General features: G+C 62.3%; 18 protein-coding genes and 1 pseudogene. 9 read left to right on the top strand and 10 right to left on the bottom strand.

What is annotated here, in order from left to right:
- A pseudogene (locus FHT79_RS23000) lies at positions 1–633 on the top strand (TOBE domain-containing protein); the annotation flags it as partial.
- A 6-nt stretch (positions 634–639) separates the two neighbouring features.
- On the opposite strand, the gene FHT79_RS22995 reads toward FHT79_RS23000, so the two are convergent.
- The 3 genes from FHT79_RS22995 to FHT79_RS22985 all read right to left on the bottom strand — a co-directional run bounded on the left by FHT79_RS22995 (position 640) and on the right by FHT79_RS22985 (position 5,000).
- Positions 640–2,883 (bottom strand): glycoside hydrolase family 2 protein, encoded by a 2,244-nt coding sequence (locus FHT79_RS22995; protein WP_183904186.1) that lies wholly within the window; start codon positions 2,881–2,883, stop codon positions 640–642.
- A 101-nt stretch (positions 2,884–2,984) separates the two neighbouring features.
- Complete coding sequence (locus FHT79_RS22990; RefSeq protein ID WP_028757116.1) at positions 2,985–3,983, bottom strand: LacI family DNA-binding transcriptional regulator; 999 nt, start codon at positions 3,981–3,983, stop codon at positions 2,985–2,987.
- 12 nt (positions 3,984–3,995) lie between these two features.
- Positions 3,996–5,000 (bottom strand): Gfo/Idh/MocA family oxidoreductase, encoded by a 1,005-nt coding sequence (locus tag FHT79_RS22985; protein ID WP_183904185.1) that lies wholly within the window; start codon positions 4,998–5,000, stop codon positions 3,996–3,998.
- 204 nt (positions 5,001–5,204) lie between these two features.
- On the opposite strand from FHT79_RS22985, the gene FHT79_RS22980 reads away from it, so the two are divergent.
- From FHT79_RS22980 to FHT79_RS22960, 5 genes are all read left to right on the top strand, one after another.
- Positions 5,205–6,497 carry an extracellular solute-binding protein gene (locus FHT79_RS22980; RefSeq protein ID WP_183904184.1) on the top strand — a complete coding sequence of 431 codons (1,293 nt, stop codon included), beginning with the start codon at positions 5,205–5,207 and terminating at the stop codon, positions 6,495–6,497.
- Positions 6,498–6,600: 103 nt separating this feature from the next.
- Positions 6,601–7,488, top strand: a complete 888-nt coding sequence (locus tag FHT79_RS22975) for a sugar ABC transporter permease (protein WP_183904183.1) — start codon at positions 6,601–6,603, stop codon at positions 7,486–7,488.
- A 1-nt stretch (position 7,489) separates the two neighbouring features.
- On the top strand, positions 7,490–8,401 hold the full coding sequence (locus tag FHT79_RS22970; protein WP_047616176.1) for a carbohydrate ABC transporter permease: 912 nt from the start codon (positions 7,490–7,492) through the stop codon (positions 8,399–8,401).
- A gap of 19 nt (positions 8,402–8,420) precedes the next feature.
- Entirely contained in the window at positions 8,421–9,503 is a 1,083-nt protein-coding gene (ugpC, locus tag FHT79_RS22965) for a sn-glycerol-3-phosphate ABC transporter ATP-binding protein UgpC (protein ID WP_127430699.1), read from the top strand.
- 34 nt (positions 9,504–9,537) lie between these two features.
- Positions 9,538–10,278 carry a ThuA domain-containing protein gene (locus FHT79_RS22960; protein ID WP_063475260.1) on the top strand — a complete coding sequence of 247 codons (741 nt, stop codon included), beginning with the start codon at positions 9,538–9,540 and terminating at the stop codon, positions 10,276–10,278.
- Between the two features lie 9 nt (positions 10,279–10,287).
- Here FHT79_RS22960 and FHT79_RS22955 read toward each other — a convergent pair whose 3' ends face one another.
- The 3 genes from FHT79_RS22955 to FHT79_RS22945 form a co-directional block, all read right to left on the bottom strand.
- Positions 10,288–11,199 carry an SMP-30/gluconolactonase/LRE family protein gene (locus FHT79_RS22955; RefSeq protein WP_063475261.1) on the bottom strand — a complete coding sequence of 304 codons (912 nt, stop codon included), beginning with the start codon at positions 11,197–11,199 and terminating at the stop codon, positions 10,288–10,290.
- 95 nt (positions 11,200–11,294) lie between these two features.
- Positions 11,295–12,116, bottom strand: a complete 822-nt coding sequence (locus FHT79_RS22950) for an SDR family oxidoreductase (protein WP_183904182.1) — start codon at positions 12,114–12,116, stop codon at positions 11,295–11,297.
- 90 nt (positions 12,117–12,206) lie between these two features.
- The gene (locus FHT79_RS22945; protein WP_183904181.1) at positions 12,207–13,394 is read right to left on the bottom strand and encodes a phytanoyl-CoA dioxygenase family protein; all 1,188 of its coding nucleotides are present in this window, start codon (positions 13,392–13,394) and stop codon (positions 12,207–12,209) included.
- Positions 13,395–13,488: 94 nt separating this feature from the next.
- Here FHT79_RS22945 and FHT79_RS22940 point away from each other — a divergent pair, with 94 nt between their 5' ends.
- Positions 13,489–14,514: a LacI family DNA-binding transcriptional regulator gene (locus FHT79_RS22940; RefSeq protein ID WP_183904180.1), complete on the top strand. Its 1,026-nt coding sequence runs from the start codon at positions 13,489–13,491 to the stop codon at positions 14,512–14,514.
- 70 nt (positions 14,515–14,584) lie between these two features.
- Positions 14,585–15,802, top strand: a complete 1,218-nt coding sequence (locus FHT79_RS22935; protein ID WP_063475265.1) for an adenylate/guanylate cyclase domain-containing protein — start codon at positions 14,585–14,587, stop codon at positions 15,800–15,802.
- 21 nt (positions 15,803–15,823) lie between these two features.
- Here the strand turns inward: FHT79_RS22935 and FHT79_RS22930 are convergent, their stop codons facing one another.
- The 4 genes from FHT79_RS22930 to FHT79_RS22915 form a co-directional block, all read right to left on the bottom strand.
- Complete coding sequence (locus FHT79_RS22930) at positions 15,824–16,603, bottom strand: SDR family NAD(P)-dependent oxidoreductase (protein WP_183904179.1); 780 nt, start codon at positions 16,601–16,603, stop codon at positions 15,824–15,826.
- A gap of 79 nt (positions 16,604–16,682) precedes the next feature.
- A complete protein-coding gene (locus FHT79_RS22925) occupies positions 16,683–17,078 on the bottom strand; it encodes a DoxX family protein (protein WP_183904178.1) in 396 nt (131 codons plus the stop codon).
- A 95-nt stretch (positions 17,079–17,173) separates the two neighbouring features.
- On the bottom strand, positions 17,174–18,322 hold the full coding sequence (gene dgoD, locus FHT79_RS22920) for a galactonate dehydratase (RefSeq protein WP_047616194.1): 1,149 nt from the start codon (positions 18,320–18,322) through the stop codon (positions 17,174–17,176).
- A 66-nt stretch (positions 18,323–18,388) separates the two neighbouring features.
- Positions 18,389–19,132, bottom strand: coding sequence for a FadR/GntR family transcriptional regulator (locus tag FHT79_RS22915; RefSeq protein WP_183904177.1), 744 nt, complete (start codon positions 19,130–19,132; stop codon positions 18,389–18,391).
- Between the two features lie 212 nt (positions 19,133–19,344).
- On the opposite strand from FHT79_RS22915, the gene FHT79_RS22910 reads away from it, so the two are divergent.
- On the top strand, positions 19,345–20,328 hold the full coding sequence (locus FHT79_RS22910) for an arabinose ABC transporter substrate-binding protein (RefSeq protein WP_047616198.1): 984 nt from the start codon (positions 19,345–19,347) through the stop codon (positions 20,326–20,328).
- The last annotated feature ends 40 nt before the right edge of the window (positions 20,329–20,368 follow it).

Here is a 20,368-nt window from a genome sequence, read left to right as displayed (position 1 = left end):
TCCAATCTCGATGCCAAGCTGCGCGTCGACATGCGCACCGAGATCAAGCGGCTGCATCAGCGCATGGGCACCACCTTCGTCTATGTCACCCATGATCAGATCGAGGCGATGACGCTGGCGACCAAGATCGCCGTGCTGAAGGACGGGGTGCTGCAGCAGTTCGGCACGCCGGCCGAGATCTATAACAGCCCCTCCAACATCTTCGTCGCCGACTTCATGGGATCGCCGGCGATGAACCTCTTGACCGCCACCGTCGAAAACGGCGCCGGTGGGCTGGAAGTCTCGCTGGAGCGGCCGCATGCCGCCCCGCTCAAGCTCCCCGTCATGGCTGGCAACAATGGCCTGACCACCTATACCGGCAGACAGGTGATCTTCGGCATCCGCCCCGAGGCCTTGACCGATCCCGACGGCGCCGACCGCAAGGCGCGCATGCTGAGCGAGGGCGACTGCCTGATCGAGGTGGTCGAACCGGCCGGCTCCGACACTTTCGCCGTCACCAAGCTCGGCGGCAAATCCGTCGTCGCCCGCCTGCGCGCCGATGCCGGTATCGCGCCAGGGCAGACAACCCGACTGGCCTTCAATCTCGATAAGGCCGTCTTCTTCGATCCAGAAAGCCAGGCCAGGATCGGGTGATGGCCGTCAGGCGGCCGTCACGCTTGTTGTCACCGGTGCGAAACGTGTAGAAACGACTTCGACGGTGATCTCGCCGGTGAAGCCCGTCGCCTCCAGCCAGAAGCCTGATGTGCCGCCCTGCAATGGCACAGTGGTCGGGCCGACGATCCTTGCCGGGCCGTGCACCTTCAGCGAAATGCTGTCATTCATGAAGGGCAGGCGCTGGCCGCTCTGGTCGAGGGCGCGGATGATGACGCGTGTGCTGTCGCGTTCGCGGGCTCTGAGCGTCGACCTGTCGGCAACGACCTCAAGCGTCGTCGGCAACGGATCGGCCGCCAGCGTCAGGCTGGCCACCGGTTGGCCGTCGATATAGCCGGTGAAGGTGCCGTCGATCCATTCGAGGCCCCAGGTGCCGAGCTCATCGGCGGTGAAGTGGCGATGGTCGAGCACGACGGGCGGATGCGGCAGATGCGGGTAGTTTTCGCGGTCCGGGCCGATGCGTTTGGAAAGCGCGCCATATTGCAGCTCCACCTCGTCGCAGTTGGTCAGGATGATCAGCGGCAGCACGCCACCGATATTGCGTTCGCCGCGCGCCCAGAAGGTCACCGGCTTCATGACGATCTCGTCTGATGGATCGCACTGGCTGATATAGGCATAGGCCGCGAATTTCGGCTCGCGGAACATGTCCATGACGCCGTGATAGCAGATGCGGTCGCCGGAGCCGAAATCCTTGTGCGTGTTGTAGTCGAACATGCACCAGCCGATGGCGCCGGATATATCGACATCGCCGTAGGCGGCGTTCAGCACGTCCAGGTGCCGGCGTACATGCTCGGCCTGGCGCTGCTCCTGATCGTAAATCTTCGTCGGGTGCATGTGGCCGTTGAACTCGGTGATGAGGTACGGCACCTTGTGGGACAGTCCGGTATTTTCCTGCTGGCCGCGCAGCGTCGTGCGCGGGCGGTTGGCGCCCGGCAGTTCCTCGTTGCCGAGGATGAAGTCGTTCATCGTGTAGACGTCCTCGAGCAGTTCGCTCTCGGTGATATAACGCACGCCGCCGGTCTGGCGGGTGCTGTCGAGCTCGCGGGCGAGCCTGTTGGTCTCGGCGTAGAAATCGTGATTGTCCTGCGATTCATTGATGCGCACGCCCCAGATGATGATCGAGGGGTGGTTCCAGTCGCGCTCGATCATGCGGCGGACGTTCTCGATCGATTCCTGCTGCCAATCGGCATCGCCGATATGCTGCCAGCCGGGGATTTCCTCGAAAACCAGCAGGCCGATCGTGTCGCAGCGGTCGAGGAACCACTTCGACTGCGGATAATGCGAGGTGCGGACGATATTGCACTTCAGCACCGTCTTCATGATGTCGGCATCGCGCTCCTGGGCGGAGCGACCGGCGGCATAACCGACATAGGGGAAGGACTGGTGACGGTTGAGGCCGCGCAGCTTCAGCGGCTTGCCGTTCAAGAGGAAACCTTCCGGCGTGAATTCGGCTGTGCGGAAGCCGAACCGGGTCGAGAGACGGTCGGAGCCGTGCTCGGACCTGAGTTCGACGGTGACGTCATAGAGTGTGGGATCGGTGATGTCCCAGAGGGTGATGCCGGTGAGGCCGCCGAAGGAGAGCGTGGTGCGGCTGCCGATCGTTTCGGTGGCGGCGGTGGCGACCACCGTGCCGTCTGCCTGCTTCAGCGTGGCGGTGACGGTCGCCGAGAAGCTGCGGCTCTCGGGATTGGCTATATCGACGCGGACGGTTGCCGATTTCTCCGGGCGAAGAACGTCCGTGGTTTCGATCTTGAGATTGCGGATCGACACCGGGTCGGTGACCTTCAGCCAGACGTCGCGGTAGATGCCGGCATAGGTGAGATAATCGATGCGGCCGCCGAAAGGCGGAATGGCCGGGTTCTCGCTGCCGTCGATCTTGACGGTGACGAGGTTCTCTCCCCTGACGAGCCTGCCGGTGAGGCGGGCCTCGAAGGGCGTGTAGCCGTCCTTATGGGCGACGATTTCCTCGCCGTTCAGATAGACGACGCTGTCGGCCATGGCGGCGTCGAAGACGAGCGAGACCTCGCGCCCCTCGAACTCCGGCAGCCAGCGCAGCACCTTCTGATAGGTGAAGGCGCGCTGGTAGCTGGTTTCGTCGAAATAGTTGAAGGGCAGTTCGACGGCGGTATGCGGCAGGCTGACTGATTTGGCGGCATCGAAAGTTTCGAGCAAACGCTGGCCGAAGCCCTCATGGAAACTCCAGCCTTCATTGAAGGAGACGACGGAACGCATTTCAGGCTCTCCAGCTTACGGCATCAGGGACATTGCGGCGCCCTTCGGCGCGTGAAAATCTGGTCATCGGTATTCCTCCTCGATGCAATGGATGTGTGCCGCTATGCGGTCGAGCCCCAGCGGGCGGTGCAGGTGAGTGTGATGCTGTGCGGGCCTTCGATCTCGGCGTCATGGCGTTCGATCAGTTCGACGACGGCATCGATGAAGGCGACGTGGTCGAGGCTCAGCGTGGTGAGGTCGTTGCAATCCCAGGCGGCCATGGCGATGCCGTCCTGGCCGACGATGGCGATATCGTCAGGCGTGTTCTTGCCGATCACCCGGCGGGCGGCATCGCGTGCGCCGATCGCCATGACGTCGTTGCCGCAGATGATGGCATCGACCTTGTCGCGGTGCAGCAGCAGCACGGCTTCCTTGAAGCCGGAATCATAGGAATAGTCGCCGAAGGCCTGCGCCTCGAAAGAGAGGCCGCGCTTGGCGAGCGCATCGGCGAACCATTTGCGCCTGAGCTTGTCGATCCAGCTTGAATTGGTGCCGGAGAGGTAGGCGAAACGCTTCTTGCCGTCGCGGACGATCTTGTCGATGATCTCGTCGGCGGCCCCAGAGCCGTCGATGCGGATGCTGGAGACGTTTTCGTTGTCGAGCGGCTCGAAGGAGACGATGATCGGCTTCGTCGTGTGAAAGATGTCGACGGCATCCTGCATCGACACCATGTCGGAAAAGACGACGACGTGATCGACCTGATAGGTGGAGGCAAGGCGCATCAGCTGCAGCCGGTCGGAATGATCGGCGCAGCAGAGGATGATCGGCAGCAATTGTCTTGCCTGCAGGCGGTGGACGAGAAGCTGCTGTTCCTCGGCTTCGCAGGGGTTGCCGATCGCATTGACGACCAATGCGACGAGGCGCGAGCGCTGGTTGTTCAGCGAGCGGGCGATCGCATTCGGCTGGTAGCCATGTTCACGGGCGACGGCGAGGATGCGATCGCGGGTGGCGCTGCCGATGCGTGAATCCGGGGAGAAGGCGCGGGAAATGGTGGCGGAGGAGACGCCAGCGAGTTTCGCCAGTTCCTTCGAAGTGATCCGCCGTCTGTTCATTCCGGTCATCTTCAGCGCCTATCAGGCGACGATCCTGACGGAAGCGCCGTCGGCCGCTGCCGATTCCTTGATTGCATCCCATAGCCTAGCGAATCTGAGGCCCATTTCAACGGAGCCGGAGTTTTCCATCTTTCCCGCGCGAATGGCGAGGAAATTTTTCATCGGATTGCCGAGAATCTCGGCCTCCTCGCGCGGCTCGGCGCTCCGCCCGACGCTGATCTCGCGCCAGCCGCCCCAGGCATCGATGCGCACGATCGCCTTCGAATAGAAGAAGGTGATGTAGGAAGCGCAGCCCGGAGGGCCTTCGCCGGCGGCTGTCAATGTCGTCAGCGCGCCGTTTTTCAGCCGGGCGGAGACGGCGGTGGCGATGTCGACCTGCCTGCCGTGGTTGTTCATGTAGGCCGAAACGCTGTCGAAATCGGAATTGGCGAGCAGGCAGACGGTGTTCATCATATGGGCGCCGGTATCGAACATGAAGCCGCCGCCTGAAATTTCAGGCTGCTGTTTCCAATGACCATGATAGTTCGACGACCAGCTTTCCCAGATCATGCCCGATATGGCGATCAGTTCGCCGAATTCGCCGGCGAGCGCCCGCCGGCGCGTGTCGAGCACCAGCGGCGAGAGGCCGCCCTGGAAGGCAGTGACGATGGTGACGCCGCTCTTCTTCTGCGCGGCGATCAGCCTCTCGGCCTCGGTGACGGTCGTCACCATCGGCTTTTCGAGGAAGAGGTCGAGGCCGGCCTCGGCAACGGCAGTTGCCTGCTCGGCATGGAAGGCATGCGGGGTGGAGATGTAGACGATGTCGAGTTCGTCCCGGCACTGGCCGAGCATCTCACGATAGTCCTCGAAGCTCTTCGGTTCGGGGGCGCCGGCGGCGAGGCAGACGTCGAGCAGGCGCTGGCGCGAAGCCGCCGTGGTGTCGGCGAGTGCAGCAAATTCGATCTCCGGCATCTTGACCCAGCTCGCGGCATATTCCGCCGCCTTCAGGCCGGCACCGATGACGCCGAGGCGCAATTTCCCAGTCATGGAATTTCCTCCCTGATTGCATTTGTGCACACGATTACACAAACGTTACAGTGATGGCAATATTTAATTAGATAAGTAATATCAGTATATTAAAACCCAATAACGAATCTTTTTAAAAACCGTCTTGTCAGCATTGGGAATGCGTGTACATTTTCGCGGTCGGTGCTGGAGGGCGCCGTGTCTCTAAAAAAGGGAGGACTTCCGTTGAAGAAGATGGTTCTTGGCGGCCTGTGCGCCGTTCTGCTGAGCGCGGTTTCGACGCTGGCGCAGGCTGAAACAATCCGAATTGCAAATCACGGTCAGGCCGGCATCGACGCGATGAAGTCGACGGTCGAGCGGATCGAAAAGAAATACGGCGTCACCGTCGAGGTCATCGAATATCCGGCGCCGGACAAGGATTACCTGACGAAACTCCTGACGGAGCTCGGCGCCGGCAACGCCCCCGACCTGTTCTCCATCCCGACGACGGCAGCCGTTGCCGACATGGTGGAAGCCGGCTACCTCGCGCCTGTGACCAAGGAGTTCAAGGCCTGGGATGGCTACGCCAACCTCTATGATGTCGCCAAGGACCTCGCCGTCAGCCCGGACGGAGAGACTTATGTGATGCCGTTCATGCTCGGCATCCAGGAAATCTATTATCGCAAGGACGTTCTCGAAAAGGCCGGCATCTCGACCGAACAGCCGAAGACCTGGCAGGAGCTTCTCGACCGTGCCGCCGAAATCAAGCAGAAGACCGGCGCCTATGGCCTGCTGTTCCCGGCCGGCGTTTCCTGGGGAAGCGGTGCCTTCGACGAAGGCTTCCAGCACCTGCTCGTCGGTTCGAAGACGCCGCAGCTCGTCGATGCCGACGGCAAGCTCGATCTGAATGGCGAAGGCATCAAGGATGTCTTCAACGTCTACAAGGAACTGATCGACAAGGATCTGATGCCGACGCAGCCGCTGCTCGGACCCGAGCCCTGGGTCGTGCCGAAGTACCAGATGTTCCCGGAAGGCAAGCTTGCCGCCACCACCTGCGGCTCCTGGTGCTATATTTTCGACTGGGGCCGCGAAAGCAAGAATCCGATTCCCGACGTGACGAAGGTGGTCGGCACCTGGACGGTTCCCGGCCAGAACAGTGGCCAGTATGTGCTTGCCAACCTCGCCGCGCCGTGGGCGGTCAATTCCAAGTCGGCCAATACGGAGCTGGCAATCAAGGCGCTGCTGGAGATCGGCTCGATCGAGACGCAGGTTTCCTATGCCGCCCGCATCGGCAACATTCCGGCCAGCAAGGATGCGGCCGATAATGCCGAGTTCCAGAAGCTGACGGAACTGGTTCCGATCCATGCGGCAGCCGGAAACGGCGTGTTTCTGAAGCAGGCTTCCGGTTTCGGCACGGTCTCGGAAGGTGTCGCGCGTGCCACCGAAGCGCTGCTGCGCAAGGAGACCGATGCCGCCGGCGCCCAGAAGATCCTTGTCGACTACGTCAAGGAAACGCTCGGCGACGACATGGTCAAGTAAGCCTCCGCTTTCTTTCCCAGCGAACGGGGACGCGGCGGCATCGCCCGCGTCCTCCCCTTTTCATTCGATAAGCCGGCTTCATTTGACAAGGTTGTGAGCTTCCATGGCCCGAAACTCTCATGAAAAGCGCGCCGAGCGGCAGTGGCTGCTGATCCTGCTGCCCTCGCTGGTGCTGCTTCTGGCCTTCGTCATCTATCCGGCCCTCTATTCCATCTATCTGAGTTTTACCAATGAAGCGCTGACCGGGGCGGCGGCGCTGCGGCCCCGCTTCGTCGGTCTCAGGAACTACACGCGGCTCTTGAACGACGCGAAATTCTGGAACGCGCTGTTCGTCACCTTCGTCTTCGTCATCGGTTCGGCGGTGATCGGCCAGTTCGTGCTCGGCCTGATCTCGGCAATGGCGCTGCGCCGGCCGATCCGTTTCCGGCGGGTGTTCTCGTCGATCATCCTGCTGCCGAATGCCGCTCCCGAAGTCGTCGCCGGCTTCATGTGGATCTCGATGCTGGCCGGCGGCGACAATGCCACGCTCAGCCGCATCGTCAGCTTTTTCGGTGTCGCGCCGGCCGACTGGCTGCAGGTCTTCCCGCTGTCGATGATCATCGTCGTCAACACCTGGCGCGGCATCGCCACGGCTATGATCCTCCTGACCGCGGGCCTCAGCACCATACCGGGAGAGATTTACGAGGCGGCCCGCATGGATGGGGCCACACCATCGCAGATGTTTCGCCGCATCACCCTGCCGCTGATGATGCCGACGATCCTGCTCTACATGCTGATCTCGGCCGTCTCCACCATTGCCGTCTTCGGCCTCGTCTATGCGCTGACGCGCGGCGGGCCGGGCGGGGCGACCGAGGTCGTCAGCATCTATATCTACAACCAGTCCTTCACGGCGTTCCAGCTGGGATATGGTGCGGCGGTCGCCGTCGTCGCGCTCGTCATCTCGCTGATATTGGGCATCGCCTATGTCCGGGCCATGAAGGTGGAGGTCTGACATGGCCGTCATTTCCCCGAGCGAGACCGCAAACAAAGGCCGCTCCGACCTCATCGCCTATGCGACGCTGTCGCTGATCTCGATCTTCTGCGCGGTTCCCTTCTTCTGGGTGCTGCTCGCCTCTCTCGACGGCAATGCGCAGCTTTTCCTGCACTGGCCGGAGCAGTGGACCTTCGCCAACTATATTAAGGTCTTCACCAAGGAGGACGGGGCGAAGTGGCTGTTCAACTCGCTCTTCGTGGTCGGCGGTGCGACGCTGCTGGTCATGGTGCTTGCCGGGCTCGGCGGTTATGCGCTGTCACGCACCAGGGCCTGGTGGAAGCTGCCCTTCCTCTACGCGATCCTGCTCATCCGCGTGTTGCCGCCGACGGCGCTGGTCGTGCCGCTCTACAAGTTCCTGCTGACGCTGAACAATGCGGAAGCGGCAGTGCTCAGGCCGATCTTCGGCAGCTATGCCCGCGACATCATGCGCTGGACCGGCTTTATCGACGGTTATCTCGGGCTGATCCTGGTGCTGGCGACCATGCAATTGCCGCTGGCGCTCTGGATCATGAAGACCTTCTTCGACGGGCTGCCGAGGGATTACGAAGAGGCGGCGCTGATGGATGGAGCGACACTGATCCAGCGCATCCGCCGGGTGCTGATCCCGCTTGCGCTGCCGGGGCTTGCGGCCGCCGGGCTGTTCGCCTTCATGTCGGCCTGGGGTGACTTCCTCCTGCCGCTGATCTTCCTGTCGTCACCGGAGCTGCAGACGCTGCCGCTCGGTCTCTTCCGGGCCTTCCTGCGCATCAACGAGATCGATTACGGCCTGCTGACGGCTTTGGCCTTCATCTACCTGCTGCCTGCCGTCGTCGCCTTCGGTTTTGCGCGGCGCTTCCTCGTCCAGACATTCTCGGGCGGCGTGAAGGGCTGAGATCAAGAAAGAGAAACAGATGATCAATCTCAGAAACGTTCGCAAATTCTACGGCGCGCTCGAGGTCATCAAAGGCGTCGACATCACCGTGGAAGACGGCGAGTTCGCCGTCTTCGTCGGCCCGTCCGGCTGCGGCAAGTCGACGCTGCTGCGGATGATCGCCGGCCTCGAAGGCATCGACGACGGCGACCTCATCCTCAACGGCAAGCGTATCAACGACGTGCCGCCCGACAAGCGCGGCATCGCCATGGTATTCCAGTCCTATGCGCTCTATCCGCATATGAGTGTTGCCGAAAATATCGGCTTCTCCCTCAGCCTGAAGAAGGTGCCGGAGGCGGAAATCCGCCGGCAGGTCGAAGCCGTCGCCGAGATCCTGCAGCTGACCGACTATCTCGACCGCCGCCCTGCCGCCCTTTCCGGCGGCCAGCGCCAGCGTGTGGCGATCGGCCGGGCCATCATCAAGAAACCGGCGCTGATCCTGTTCGACGAGCCGCTGTCGAACCTCGATTCGGCGCTACGCGTGCAGATGCGCGCCGAGCTGCAGCGTCTGCACCGCGAGCTGAAGGCAACTGTCGTCTACGTCACCCACGACCAGGTGGAGGCGATGACGATGGCCGACCGCATCGTCGTGCTGAACAAGGGCCTGGTGGCACAGGCGGGGGCGCCGATGGCGCTCTACCATCAGCCGGAGAATGAATTTGTCGCGACCTTCATCGGCTCGCCGAAGATGAATGTCATCCCGGTCACCGCGACGCAGGCCTCAGCGGGCAGGCTGCATCTCGACAGCCCGATCGGGCTTTCGCTCGATCTTGCCGATGCGAACGGGGTCGTGCCGCAGGGCGAGGCCAAGCTCGGCATCCGGCCGGAGCATTTGAAGATCGCGCCGGAGGGGCGGGGAAATTTCACCGCCGAGGTGGTCATCGTCGAGCGCCTCGGCGTCGAGACCTACATGACCGTCGGCTCGCCGCAGCAACCGATCGTGGTGCGCGCCGAAGGCGATATCGCGGTGCGGCCGGGCGACCGCGTGCCGCTGATGGCCGATCCGGCTGCCTGCCATCTGTTCGATTCCGCCGGCCGAGTGATCCGTCCGGCAACTGCCTGACACCTGAACCATCGCCCAAACATCGAGGAATGCCATGACAATCAAGGTCACCATCTGGAACGAAGGACGCCACGAACAGCTCCACAGGGAGGTCCAGGAGATCTACCCCGACCGTATCGACGGCGCGATCGCCGCCGGTATTGCCCATCCGGATTTCGAAATCCGCCGCGGCACGTTGGATGATCCCGATGAAGGCCTGCCGGACAGCGTGCTCGATGATACCGACGTGCTGCTCTGGTGGGGGCATATGGCGCATGACGAGGTCAGCGACGGGCTGATCGACCGCGTGCAGCAGCGTGTGCTGAAGGGCATGGGCCTGCTGGTCCTGCATTCCGGCCATCATTCCAAGCTCTTCCGCCGGCTGATGGGCACCAACGCCAACCTTTCCTGGCGCGAGACGCCGGATGGCGACCTCGAACGCGTCTGGGTGGTCAATCCCTCGCATCCGATCGCCGAGGGACTGCCGCCCTATTTCGAGGTCAATGCCTCGGAAATGTACGGCGAGCCCTTCGATATTCCGCAGCCGGACGAGCTTGTGTTCATCTCCTGGTATTCCGGTGGCGAGGTGTTCCGCAGCGGCTGCACCTTCCAGCGCGGGCGCGGGCGCATTTTCTTCTTCAGCCCCGGCCACGAGACCTACCCGATCTATCACGACAAGATCGTGCATAAGGTGATCTCGAACGGCATCCGCTGGGCGCAGCAGAAACACACAGATGGCCGCATCCTGGAAAACTGGCATCGGGCCGAGCCGCTGCATGGGCGTCCCGACAGCTGAAGGCCTGATCTATGGATATTGTGCGCCGGTCGTCTTGATATAAATCGAATAGACCGAACGCGTCGCGGTGATGAAGAGCCGGTTTTTCTTGGGGCCGCCGAAGGTGAGGTTGGACACCGTCTGCGGCACCCTGATCTTGCCGAGCAGCGTTCCCTCGGGCGAAAAGCAGTGGACGCCGTCGGAGGCGCTCGTCCAGAGATTGCCTTGGACATCGAAGCGGAAGCCGTCGGGATTGCCGACGTCGAGGCTGCAGAAGTAACGGCTATTCGCAAGCCTCCTGCCGTCGATGACGTCGAAGACGCGGATATGGCGCGGCACGTCATGTTTTGCCGAGCCGGAATCGGCAATATAGAGCTTCGTCTCGTCGGGCGAGAAGGCAAGGCCGTTCGGCTGGATGAAATCTTCGACGACGGCGTCGATCGATCCGCTTGCCGGATCGATCCGGTAGACGTTTCGGGTGGGCTGCTCGGGCTCGGCCTTGTGGCCCTCGTAATCCGACAGGATGCCGTAAGTCGGATCGGTGAACCAGGCCCCGCCGTCGGAGTGCACGACGACGTCGTTCGGCGAGTTCAGCCGCTTGCCCCTATAGCTGTCGGCGAGAACGGTGATGGTGCCGTCCGTCTCGGTGCGGGTGACGCGGCGGCCGCCATGTTCGCAGGAGACCAGCCGGCCCTGCCGGTCGCGGGTATTGCCGTTGACGTAGTTGGACGGTGAACGGAAGACGGAGACCGTCCCATCCGGTGTCCATCGCATCATCCGTTCATTCGGGATATCGCTCCAGAGAAGGCAGTTCAGGTCGGAAAACCAGACCGGGCCTTCCGTCCAGCGGCAGCCGGAATAAAGCTCCTCGAGGGCGGCGCTGCCGATGATCATTGCACCGAAGCGTTCGTCGCGGATCTCATAAATCGGATTGTCGCCCATGCCAGTTTCCTCCCTGAATGCTGCCGTTCTTTTCCTAGCGGCAAAAACCTGGAGGTGCCAGAGCCCGGCGACGGAATTGCCGGGCTCTGCCTTTCTCAGAGGGCTGCGACCGGATGCGGCGAGCCGTCGTAGGCGCCCCAGATCGACTGATCGAAGCAGATGACCGAGCCGGTCATCAGGCCGGATTCGGAAGACGACAGGTAAGCGCAGGCGCGCGCCACCTCGTGCGGATCGACGAGACGGCCGAAGGGCTGGCTTGCCTCCGCCTTCTCCAACCAGTCGGCCGGTGCCTCGTGATATTCGCGCTGGATCCGGTCCTCGCCTTCGGAGGCCATCCAACCGATGTTCAGACCATTGACGCGGATGCGGTTGCGCAGCAGCGCGTAGGCGGTGTTCTTCGTCAGCGTTTCCAGCGCGCCCTTGGAGGCGCAATAGACGGCGATGAAGGGCTGGCCTGCCTTGGCCGACATCGAGCCGATGTTGACGATGGTGCCCTCGATCTTTTCGCGGCGCATGACCTTCACCGCTTCCTGCATCAGGAAAAATGGCGCGCGCACATTGACGGCGAACATGGCGTCGAAGAGCTCCGGGCTGGTATCGAGAATGGTGCCGCGATCGGTGATGGCGGCGGCATTGACCAGTGCGTCGACACGGCCGAAGGCCTCATCGCAGGCGCGCACGACATTCTGCGCCTCCTCGACCTTGCCGAGGTCGGCCTTCACATAAACGACCCTGGCGCCGGTCACGTCCGAGATCTCCGCGGCCTTCGCATTACCTTTGGCTTCGTTGCGGCCGCAGATGACGATGCCCTTTGCTCCGCGCTCGGCGAACAGGCGGGCGATGGTGGCGCCCAAGCCTTGCGTGCCGCCCGTAATGATGGCGATCTTGCCGTCGAGGCGTCCGTGGTCTGTGCTCATGTGGTTCCTCCGTTGTGACGATGTGCGAATGGCCTCCCGCGGATGCGGGAGGCTTGTGTCAGTGCTGATACAAGTGGCTTACGCTTCCAATCAGCTCAGCTTCTTCTGCGCCTGCGCCGCAAGTGCTGCGGTAAAGGCCTCGTCGCTCCAGCCTTCCTTCAGCGCCTCGTGCATCAGTTGCGCCTGTGTCTTCGGCGCCAGTCCGCCGAGCGGCGGGTCGCGGTCGAGATTGGTCGGGAAGGAATAACCTTCGGCGCAGGCGGCGACGGCGTTGGCGATTTCATCAGGCGAGAGCTTTTCCTGCAAGTTCTTCAAGGCGGGAAACAGCCTGGCGCTCATCTTCTCGCGGTTGACGGTTTCCATCGCCCGGCCGAAGGCGGAGGAGACTTGCAGGAGGTTGGCGACACGCTTGATGTCGGCCGAGCGGTTGGTGCCGGCGGCATGGAAAAGAGCGGGATTGAAGAAGACGACGTCGCCTTTTTCGAGCGGCATCTGGACATGATGGGTTTCGAAATAATCGCGGAACTCCTGCCGTTTCAGCGCGAGATAACCGGGCACATAGGTTTGGCTGTGCGGTAGAAAGAGCGTCGGGCCGCTTTCGAGCGGCATGTCGCAATGGGCGACCGCGCCCTGCAGTGTCAGTACCGGCGAGAGCCGATGCACATGCGCCGGAAACTGCTCGATCACCGCAGACGACTGAAAGCCGAGATGGTAATCGCGATGCGCCGACTGCGCCGCGCCGCCCGGATTGACGCGATTGACCTGCGCCGTCATCTGGTAGCTCGGGCCGAGCCAGGCTTCGCTTGCCAGCGCGATGATGGGATTGCCGTAATATTCGGCGAAATTTGCCGGATCGGCGAGGCAATGTTTTTCCAGCGAATTCCAGATGCGGTCGTTGGCGCCAGGCTTGGCGAAGTGATCGCCGCCGCCGGTCGCGGTGCGGTGCTGCTCCTCGATGATCGCGTCGAAGATCGTGCTGGCGCGGTCGATGATGCCGGTGTCTTCGTACGCGCGCTTGAACACGACGACACCGGGACCTTCGCCGAAGGCCTCGCAGATTTCGGCTAATACGGCTCGCCGGCCTTCCGGCGTTGCGGCCGCCGCCATCACCTTGCGGCTGTCATAGATCAGCACGTTTTTTTCGACCGCAGACGCTGCGGGGTAATCGGCAAGCACAGTCGCCTTTTCTGCAAGGTCGCGAAAATCGTCGAGATCGCAGGCCTCTTCGCTCAGCCAGACGCGGTCGGCGCGCAGTTTCTGCGGGTTGTCGGTTTTCATGGCGGGCTCCTCCCTCTTTCCGATGGAGGCACTATACGCCGCGATGCCAGGTGATATAGATCAGAAATCCATCAAAAAACCATCAGGCCCGGCCATGGTCCATCGCTTTCTCGTCAAGGACATCGCCTTCCAGGCAGGCCTCAGCACCGCGACCGTCGACCGGGTGCTGAACGGCAGGCCGGGCGTGCGCCGGCAGACGGAGATGCGGGTGAAGGCGGCGATCGCTGAGCTGGAGAAGCAGCAGGCGGGGGCGATGGGCAGCGGGCGTGTGCTGGCGATCGATATCGTCATGGAGACGCCACAGCGTTTCAGCGATGCGGTGCGCACTGCCTTCGAAGCGGAGATGGCGGCCTTCCTGCCCGGCGTCTTCCGCTGCCGGTTCCATTTCGCCGAGGTGATGAAGCCGGCCGAACTGGTGCAGCTTCTCGATCGCATCCGGCTGCGTGGTACGCACGGCATTGTGCTCAAGGCGCCTGACGTCGCCGAGGTGGCTGCTTCAGTTGCGCGGGCGGATGCGGCGGGCATTCCCGTGGTGACGCTGGTGACCGACCTGCCGAATTCGGCCCGCATCGCTTATGCCGGCGCCGACAACCGGGCGGCGGGAGAGACCGCCGCCTATCTGATCGGCGAATTCCTTGGAGACCATGGCGGCAAGGTGCTGGTGACGTTGTCGAGCGGGCGGTTCCGCGGCGAAGAAGAGCGCGAAATCGGCTTTCGTCGCAGCATCCGTGCCCATTATCCCGACATCGGCATTACTGAAATCAGCGAGGGGCACGGCACCGATGCCGCCACGGGAACGCTTGCGGCGGCGGCGCTTGCCGCCGATCCCGCCATCAACGCCGTCTATTCGATCGGCGGTGGCAACCGGGCGGTGCTTTCGGCCTTCGATGCGGCCCAACGTCCCGTCCGCGTCTTCGTCGCCCATGATCTCGATGCCGATAATCGCGCCCTGCTTGGCGCGCGTCGGATCGGCTTCGTGCTGCATCACGATCTCAGAACCGATGCGCGCTCGGCCTTCAGGGCGATCATGAGCCGGGCACAAGCGTCGGGGCGGGCGGTTTCGCCCTCGCTTTCAACGGTCGAAATCATCACGCCCTACAATATGCCTGCGGGCGATTGAGCCAATTGACTTTCCTTCCATGCCGAATTCGGGCTACAGCTCAGACCAAGCACGAGTGAAGGTGAGCGCCATGGATTACAGCGACGTCAGCACGATTGCAGCCTGGGTGACCGAGCAGGGACTGAAGGGTGTTTCCGAAGCCGAGCTCATGACCGGTTTCTGCGCGGCCTGTCGTAATGCCGGCCTGCCGCTCGACCGCGGTCTGGCGCTGATGGATACGTTGCATCCGGTGCATGAGGGCCGTGCTTTCCGCTGGGACAGCGTCGAGGAGATCCAGACAGAGTTCGAATATGGTCCGACGAGCTCGGGGGAAGCGGCGTCGAACTGGCAGCGTTCGGCTTTCTATCATCTTTGGTCTCGCAACGAGCGGGAGATCCGCCGGCGTCTCGGTTTCGGCGATCCGATCGATTTCAGCCTGCTCGATACGATCGCTGAAGCCGGCCACACGGATTTCGTGGCGATGATGCATCGTTTTTCCGAGGCTGGAACGATCGGCGAGATGGATTGCTTCTTCTCGCATTTCGCGACGAAACATCCTGAGGGCTTTTCCGATCACGACCTTGCCATCCTGCGCAAGCTGGTGCCGGTGTTGGGGCTGGCGATCAAATGCATCGCGCTTGGGCGCATCGCCCGCACCATCGCAGAGGTCTATCTCGGCGAAGACGCCGCGCGCCAGGTCATGGAAGGCAAGATCAGCCGCGGCAAATCGGAGCGGATTTCCGCAGCGCTCTGGTTTTCCGATCTGCTAAACTACACCAAGATCTCCGACAGCGTGCCGCCGGAGGAGATCATCCCGCTGCTCAACGACTACAGCGAGGCTGTGATCACGGCGATCCACGCATCCGGCGGCAACGTGCTGAAGCTGATCGGCGACGGCGTGCTGGCGATCTTCAAGGGCGAGGTTCCGGCGGAGGCTTGTTCCGCGGCCCTACGCGCCGAATCCCTTCTGCGGGAAAAGCTCGGCACGTTGAATGATGAACGCCGGGCGGCCGGCCGGGCCGCGACCGACGTCTATATCGGCCTGCATATCGGCGACGTCTTCTACGGCAATATCGGCAGCCAGGACCGGCTGGACTTTACCGTCATCGGCCCTGCCGTCAACGAGGTCAGCCGCATCGCCTCGATCTGCCGCTCGGTCGATCTCAACCTCTTGATGTCCTCCGATTTCGCCTCGGCGATCCCGGAGGAGGAGCGCGCGACACTCGCCTGCATCGGGCGTTACGCATTGCGCGGCGTACAGCGCGCCCAGCAGCTCTATACGCTGGAAAGCGCCCGGCTGAACGGCTGACCGCGGCAGAATCGGCAAGGACTATCGCAGCAGACCCTGACCGCCGTCGATCCAGATCGGCGTGCCGGTGATGTGTCGGGCGCGGTCGGAGGCGAGGAAGAGGATGGTTTCGGCGACGTCCTCGCTCTTGCCTGCCCTGCCGCCGGCGATCGGGATATCCCCCTGCGGCCAGATGACCGGCACCTCGGTCTCTTCGCGATGGCGGCTGTTCGTGTTGGCGCCGATATTGGTCTCGATCTCGCCGGGGCAGACGGCATTGACGCGAATGCCGTGCCGACCAAGTTCGAGGGCGAGCTGCTGGACCATGGCGACCTGGCCGGCCTTGGTTGCGGTGTAGGCGGTGGCGCCCGGCGTGGTGAAGCTACGGGTGCCGTTGATGGACGAAACGACGACGATCGAACCGCCGCGGCGCTTCAGATGCGGAACCGCCAGATGCAGGGTCAGATAGGTGCCGCGCAGATTGACGGCGATGGTCTTGTCCCATTCATCCGGCTGCAGATCATCGATCGGCGCCCAGACTCCGTTGATCCCGGCATTGGCGACAACGATGTCGAGGCCGTCGAAGGTGTTGGTCAGTTGCTTCACGGCGCCCCGCATTTGAGCTTCGTCGCTTGTATCTGCCGTCAACGCCATCGACTGGCCGCCGGCGGCCTCGATCTCGGCGCAGGTTTTCTCGACTTCTTCCGCTGTGCGGCTCAATGCTGCGACCCTTGCTCCCTCGGCGGCAAGCCGCAAGACGGCGGCTTTGCCGATGCCCGAACCGGCGCCTGTCACCAATGCGATCTTTCCTTTCAGTTCCATGGGCTCTCCTTGCCGTTTTGCCGGTAAGCCAATGTTCGGCGCGGTTGTTTGGTTCCGCAAGGAGCGCCGGTCGTTCGGGCTATCTGAGGAGGCTGTGGTTCAACGTCCATTTCTCCGGCCCATGGACGGCGGCAAAGAGCAGGCCGGCGAGGAAGGTAAAGTGATCGATGAAGAAGCCGAACTCTGCCTGGTTCTGCTGCCAATGGGATGGGCCGTGGAAGGCGAAGGCGAGGAAGATCACATAGATGCCTGCGAGCAGGCTGGCCTCGGTGAAGAAGGCTCCCGATATGAGGGCAAGCGCCAGCGCGATCTCGAAGAAGGCGGCGACCCAGGCCAGGAATGTCGCCATCGGAAAGCCTGCGGCGGTGATATAGCCCGCCGTCGCGGCGATATCGGCGAATTTGAAGCCGGCGGCCATGAAGAAGATAAAACTGAAGATGATGCGGGCGACGATGATTGCGATCGCTCTGGCCATATGGAAACCTCCTCTTGAGCTTCTACTATGACGGATGAGAGGCTCGATGTCCGACACCATGAATGAAAAAGGGCCGCTTGCGCGACCCTTATCTCTTACCACTCGGCGAAGCTGCCGTCGGCGTGCCGCCAGATCGGGTTGCGCCAGCGATGGCCCTCCTTGGCGCGTTCGATGACATAAGCCTCGTCGACCTCGATGCCGAGGCCGGGACCCTGCGGGATCGAAACGAAACCATCGGCATAGTGGAACACCTCCTTGTTGGAAATGTAGTCGAGGATGTCGTTGCCCTTGTTGTAGTGGATGCCGAGGCTCTGTTCCTGGATGAAGGCGTTGTAGCTGACGGCATCGACCTGCAGGCAGGCGGCGAGCGCGATCGGGCCGAGCGGGCAATGCGGCGCCAGCGCCACGTCATAGGCTTCGGCCATCGCCGCGATCTTGCGGCATTCGGTAATGCCGCCGGCATGGGAGAGATCCGGCTGGATGATGTCGACATAGCCGTCGGACAGAACCTGCTTGAAGTCCCAGCGCGAAAACAGCCGTTCGCCGAGCGCGATCGGCGTCGAGGTATGGTTGACGATATCGCGCAGCGCTTCCTTGTTTTCCGAAAGCACCGGCTCCTCGATAAACATCAGCTTGTAGGGATCGAGCTCCTTGGCGAGAACCTTCGCCATCGGTTTGTGCACGCGGCCGTGGAAATCGACGCCGATGCCGATATGCGGGCCGATCGCTTCGCGGATGGCGGCGATGGTTTCGACTGCCTTCTCCACCTTCTCGTTGGTGTCGACGATCTGCATCTCCTCGCAGCCATTGAGTTTGATCGCCTTGAAACCGCGGGCAACCACCTCCCTGGCATTGTTGGCGACATCCGAGGGGCGGTCGCCGCCGATCCAGGAATAGACCTTGATACGATCACGGAGCTGGCCGCCGAGGAGCGAATGGATCGGCTGGCCGAGCGCCTTGCCCTTGATGTCCCACAGCGCCTGGTCGATGCCCGAGATCGCGCTCATATGAACGGCGCCGCCGCGATAGAAGCCGCCGCGATACATCACGGTCCAGTGGTCCTCGATCAGGAAGGGATCCTTGCCGATCAGATAGTCTTCCAGTTCGTGGACGGCCGCCTGAACAGTCAGCGCCCGGCCCTCGACGACCGGTTCGCCCCAGCCGACGATGCCCTCGTCGGTCTCGACCTTCAAAAACAGCCAGCGCGGCGGCACGATATAGGTGGTGAGTTTGGTGATCTTCATCGCTGTCTTTCAGTTTCTTCCCGGATTTGCGATCGGTGGCGCTTCGGCGGGGTTTCTGGTGATCCATCACTTCGTTCTGCCGATCGCCTTTTCGGCGGCGGCAAGGTCGCGCACCGCAAGATCGAGCATGCGGTTGGCGCATTCGCGGGCGCCCGCCTTGTCGCGCATGCGCAGGGCCTCGACCAACTGGCCGTGGACGATGACCGCATCCTCGCGATTCTCGACGGCGATGTTGGAGGCATGCAGCGCATATTTCAGCGCCGCATGGATGGCGCTCGACAGGCGGCGGAAGACCTGGTTGTGGCTGGCGGTGAGCAGCACCGTATGGAACATGACATCGGCCTCGGTGAAGCTTTCCGGGTCGCGGGCACTGTCGCGCATCTGCCGCCAGGCCTTGTCGAGATCGGCGATCTCCTGGGCGCTGGCCCGCTCGGCGGCATATTCCGCAGCTGCCGGCTCGATGGTGCGGCGGGCTTCGAGAATGCAGCCGAGCAGGTCGAAATCCTTGATGTAAGGGCCGATCCACTCGAGCACGTCGGCATCGAGTATATTCCAGTCGTCCCGGTCGCAGACGGTGGTTCCGACCCGCGGTTTGCCGCGGACGAGGCCCTTTGATTCCAGCACCTTCAGCGATTCGCGAATGACGGTGCGGCTGACGCCGTAGAGCTCGCACAGGTCGTTCTCGCGCGGCAGCGGCGTGCCTGAGGGATAGCGGTTCGCGCAGATATCCTGAGCGATCGCCGCCGTGACGTTGCGGCCTACGCGCGGTCGGCGCTTTTCGGCCGCGTCCTGTCGCTCGATTGTTTCCAACTCACCTCTCCGCTCTATCTCCGGCGCGAAGCAATCGAACCTCATTATCCGAATTCGATCCGCTTTGCGACGCTTCCTCCCGGCCTCTCGTCAATAATCCTATTATTCCAATCATCATACATTGGCAATTGACTGGTATGATGATTTATCATAATTCATAGGGCGCTGCCGGGGAGGCAGCTGCTCGGTTTTTAGAGTTCAGGGAGAGAGACATGCGCTTGTTCAAAGCAGCCATCCTGGCTGGCACCTTCGCCATTCTGGCGGCCGGCTCGGCATTTTCCGCAGACGTCAAGATTGGGTTCATCGTCAAGCAGCCCGAGGAGCCGTGGTTCCAGGACGAATGGAAATTCGCCGACCAGGCCGCCAAGGAAAAAGGCTTCACCGTCGTCAAGATCGGCGCCGAAGACGGCGAGAAGGTGCAGTCGGCAATCGACAATCTCGGCGCCCAGGGTGCGCAGGGCTTCATCATCTGCACGCCCGACGTAAAACTCGGCCCCGGCATTGTCGCCAAGGCTGAAGCCAACCAACTGAAGCTGATGACGGTCGACGACCGCCTCGTCAGCGCCGATGGCAAGCCGTTGGAAGACGTACCGCATATGGGCATTTCTGCCACCAAGATCGGCGAGACCGTCGGCCAGGCCATCGTCGACGAAATCAAGAAGCGCGGCTGGGATATGAGAAATGTCGGTGCGGTGCGGGTCTCCTACGACCAGCTACCGACTGCCGTCGACCGCGTCGAAGGGGCGATCTCGGTGCTGAAGTCCGCCGGCTTCCCGGCCGAGAACATCTATGACGCGCCGCAGGCAAAGACCGACACGGAAGCGGCGCTCAATGCGGCAACCACCGTTCTCAACAAACATGCTGATGTGAAATATTGGGTCGCCTTCGGCCTCAACGACGAAGCCGTTCTCGGCGCCGTCCGTGCCTCCGAGTCGGTCGGCATTCCGGCGGCCAACGTCATCGGTGTCGGCATCGGCGGCGCGGAATCGGCGATCAACGAATTCAAGAAGCCGGCTGCGACGGGCTTCTTCGGCACCGTCATCATCTCACCGAAGCGTCACGGCTATGAGACGGCGCTCAACATGTATGACTGGATCGCCAACGGCAAGGAGCCGGCAAAACTGACGCTGACCGCTGGTTCCCTGGCGCTGCGCGGCGATTACGACAAGGTTCGCAAGGATCTTGGCATCGAGTGATCGTCCTTTGAGGATGATATATGCCCGGCGGCCGCTCAGC

The organism is Rhizobium sp. BK212 (assembly GCF_014197475.1).
Lineage (GTDB): Bacteria > Pseudomonadota > Alphaproteobacteria > Rhizobiales > Rhizobiaceae > Rhizobium > Rhizobium anhuiense.
The sequence above is the reverse complement of the archived record's forward strand: the minus strand, read 5'-3'. Positions and strand labels throughout refer to the sequence as shown.

Coding starts and splice junctions, on each gene's coding strand:
- FHT79_RS22945 (WP_183904181.1), bottom strand. CDS start 13,394: ATGAAAACCGACAACCCGCAGAAACTGCGCGCCGACCGCGTCTGGCTG.
- dgoD (WP_047616194.1), bottom strand. CDS start 18,322: ATGAAGATCACCAAACTCACCACCTATATCGTGCCGCCGCGCTGGCTG.
- FHT79_RS22950 (WP_183904182.1), bottom strand. CDS start 12,116: ATGAGCACAGACCACGGACGCCTCGACGGCAAGATCGCCATCATTACG.
- FHT79_RS22985 (WP_183904185.1), bottom strand. CDS start 5,000: ATGACTGGGAAATTGCGCCTCGGCGTCATCGGTGCCGGCCTGAAGGCG.
- FHT79_RS22990 (WP_028757116.1), bottom strand. CDS start 3,983: ATGACCGGAATGAACAGACGGCGGATCACTTCGAAGGAACTGGCGAAA.
- FHT79_RS22935 (WP_063475265.1), top strand. CDS start 14,585: ATGGATTACAGCGACGTCAGCACGATTGCAGCCTGGGTGACCGAGCAG.
- FHT79_RS22970 (WP_047616176.1), top strand. CDS start 7,490: ATGGCCGTCATTTCCCCGAGCGAGACCGCAAACAAAGGCCGCTCCGAC.
- FHT79_RS22995 (WP_183904186.1), bottom strand. CDS start 2,883: ATGCGTTCCGTCGTCTCCTTCAATGAAGGCTGGAGTTTCCATGAGGGC.
- FHT79_RS22940 (WP_183904180.1), top strand. CDS start 13,489: ATGGTCCATCGCTTTCTCGTCAAGGACATCGCCTTCCAGGCAGGCCTC.
- FHT79_RS22910 (WP_047616198.1), top strand. CDS start 19,345: ATGCGCTTGTTCAAAGCAGCCATCCTGGCTGGCACCTTCGCCATTCTG.
- FHT79_RS22930 (WP_183904179.1), bottom strand. CDS start 16,603: ATGGAACTGAAAGGAAAGATCGCATTGGTGACAGGCGCCGGTTCGGGC.
- FHT79_RS22960 (WP_063475260.1), top strand. CDS start 9,538: ATGACAATCAAGGTCACCATCTGGAACGAAGGACGCCACGAACAGCTC.
- FHT79_RS22955 (WP_063475261.1), bottom strand. CDS start 11,199: ATGGGCGACAATCCGATTTATGAGATCCGCGACGAACGCTTCGGTGCA.
- FHT79_RS22975 (WP_183904183.1), top strand. CDS start 6,601: ATGGCCCGAAACTCTCATGAAAAGCGCGCCGAGCGGCAGTGGCTGCTG.
- ugpC (WP_127430699.1), top strand. CDS start 8,421: ATGATCAATCTCAGAAACGTTCGCAAATTCTACGGCGCGCTCGAGGTC.
- FHT79_RS22925 (WP_183904178.1), bottom strand. CDS start 17,078: ATGGCCAGAGCGATCGCAATCATCGTCGCCCGCATCATCTTCAGTTTT.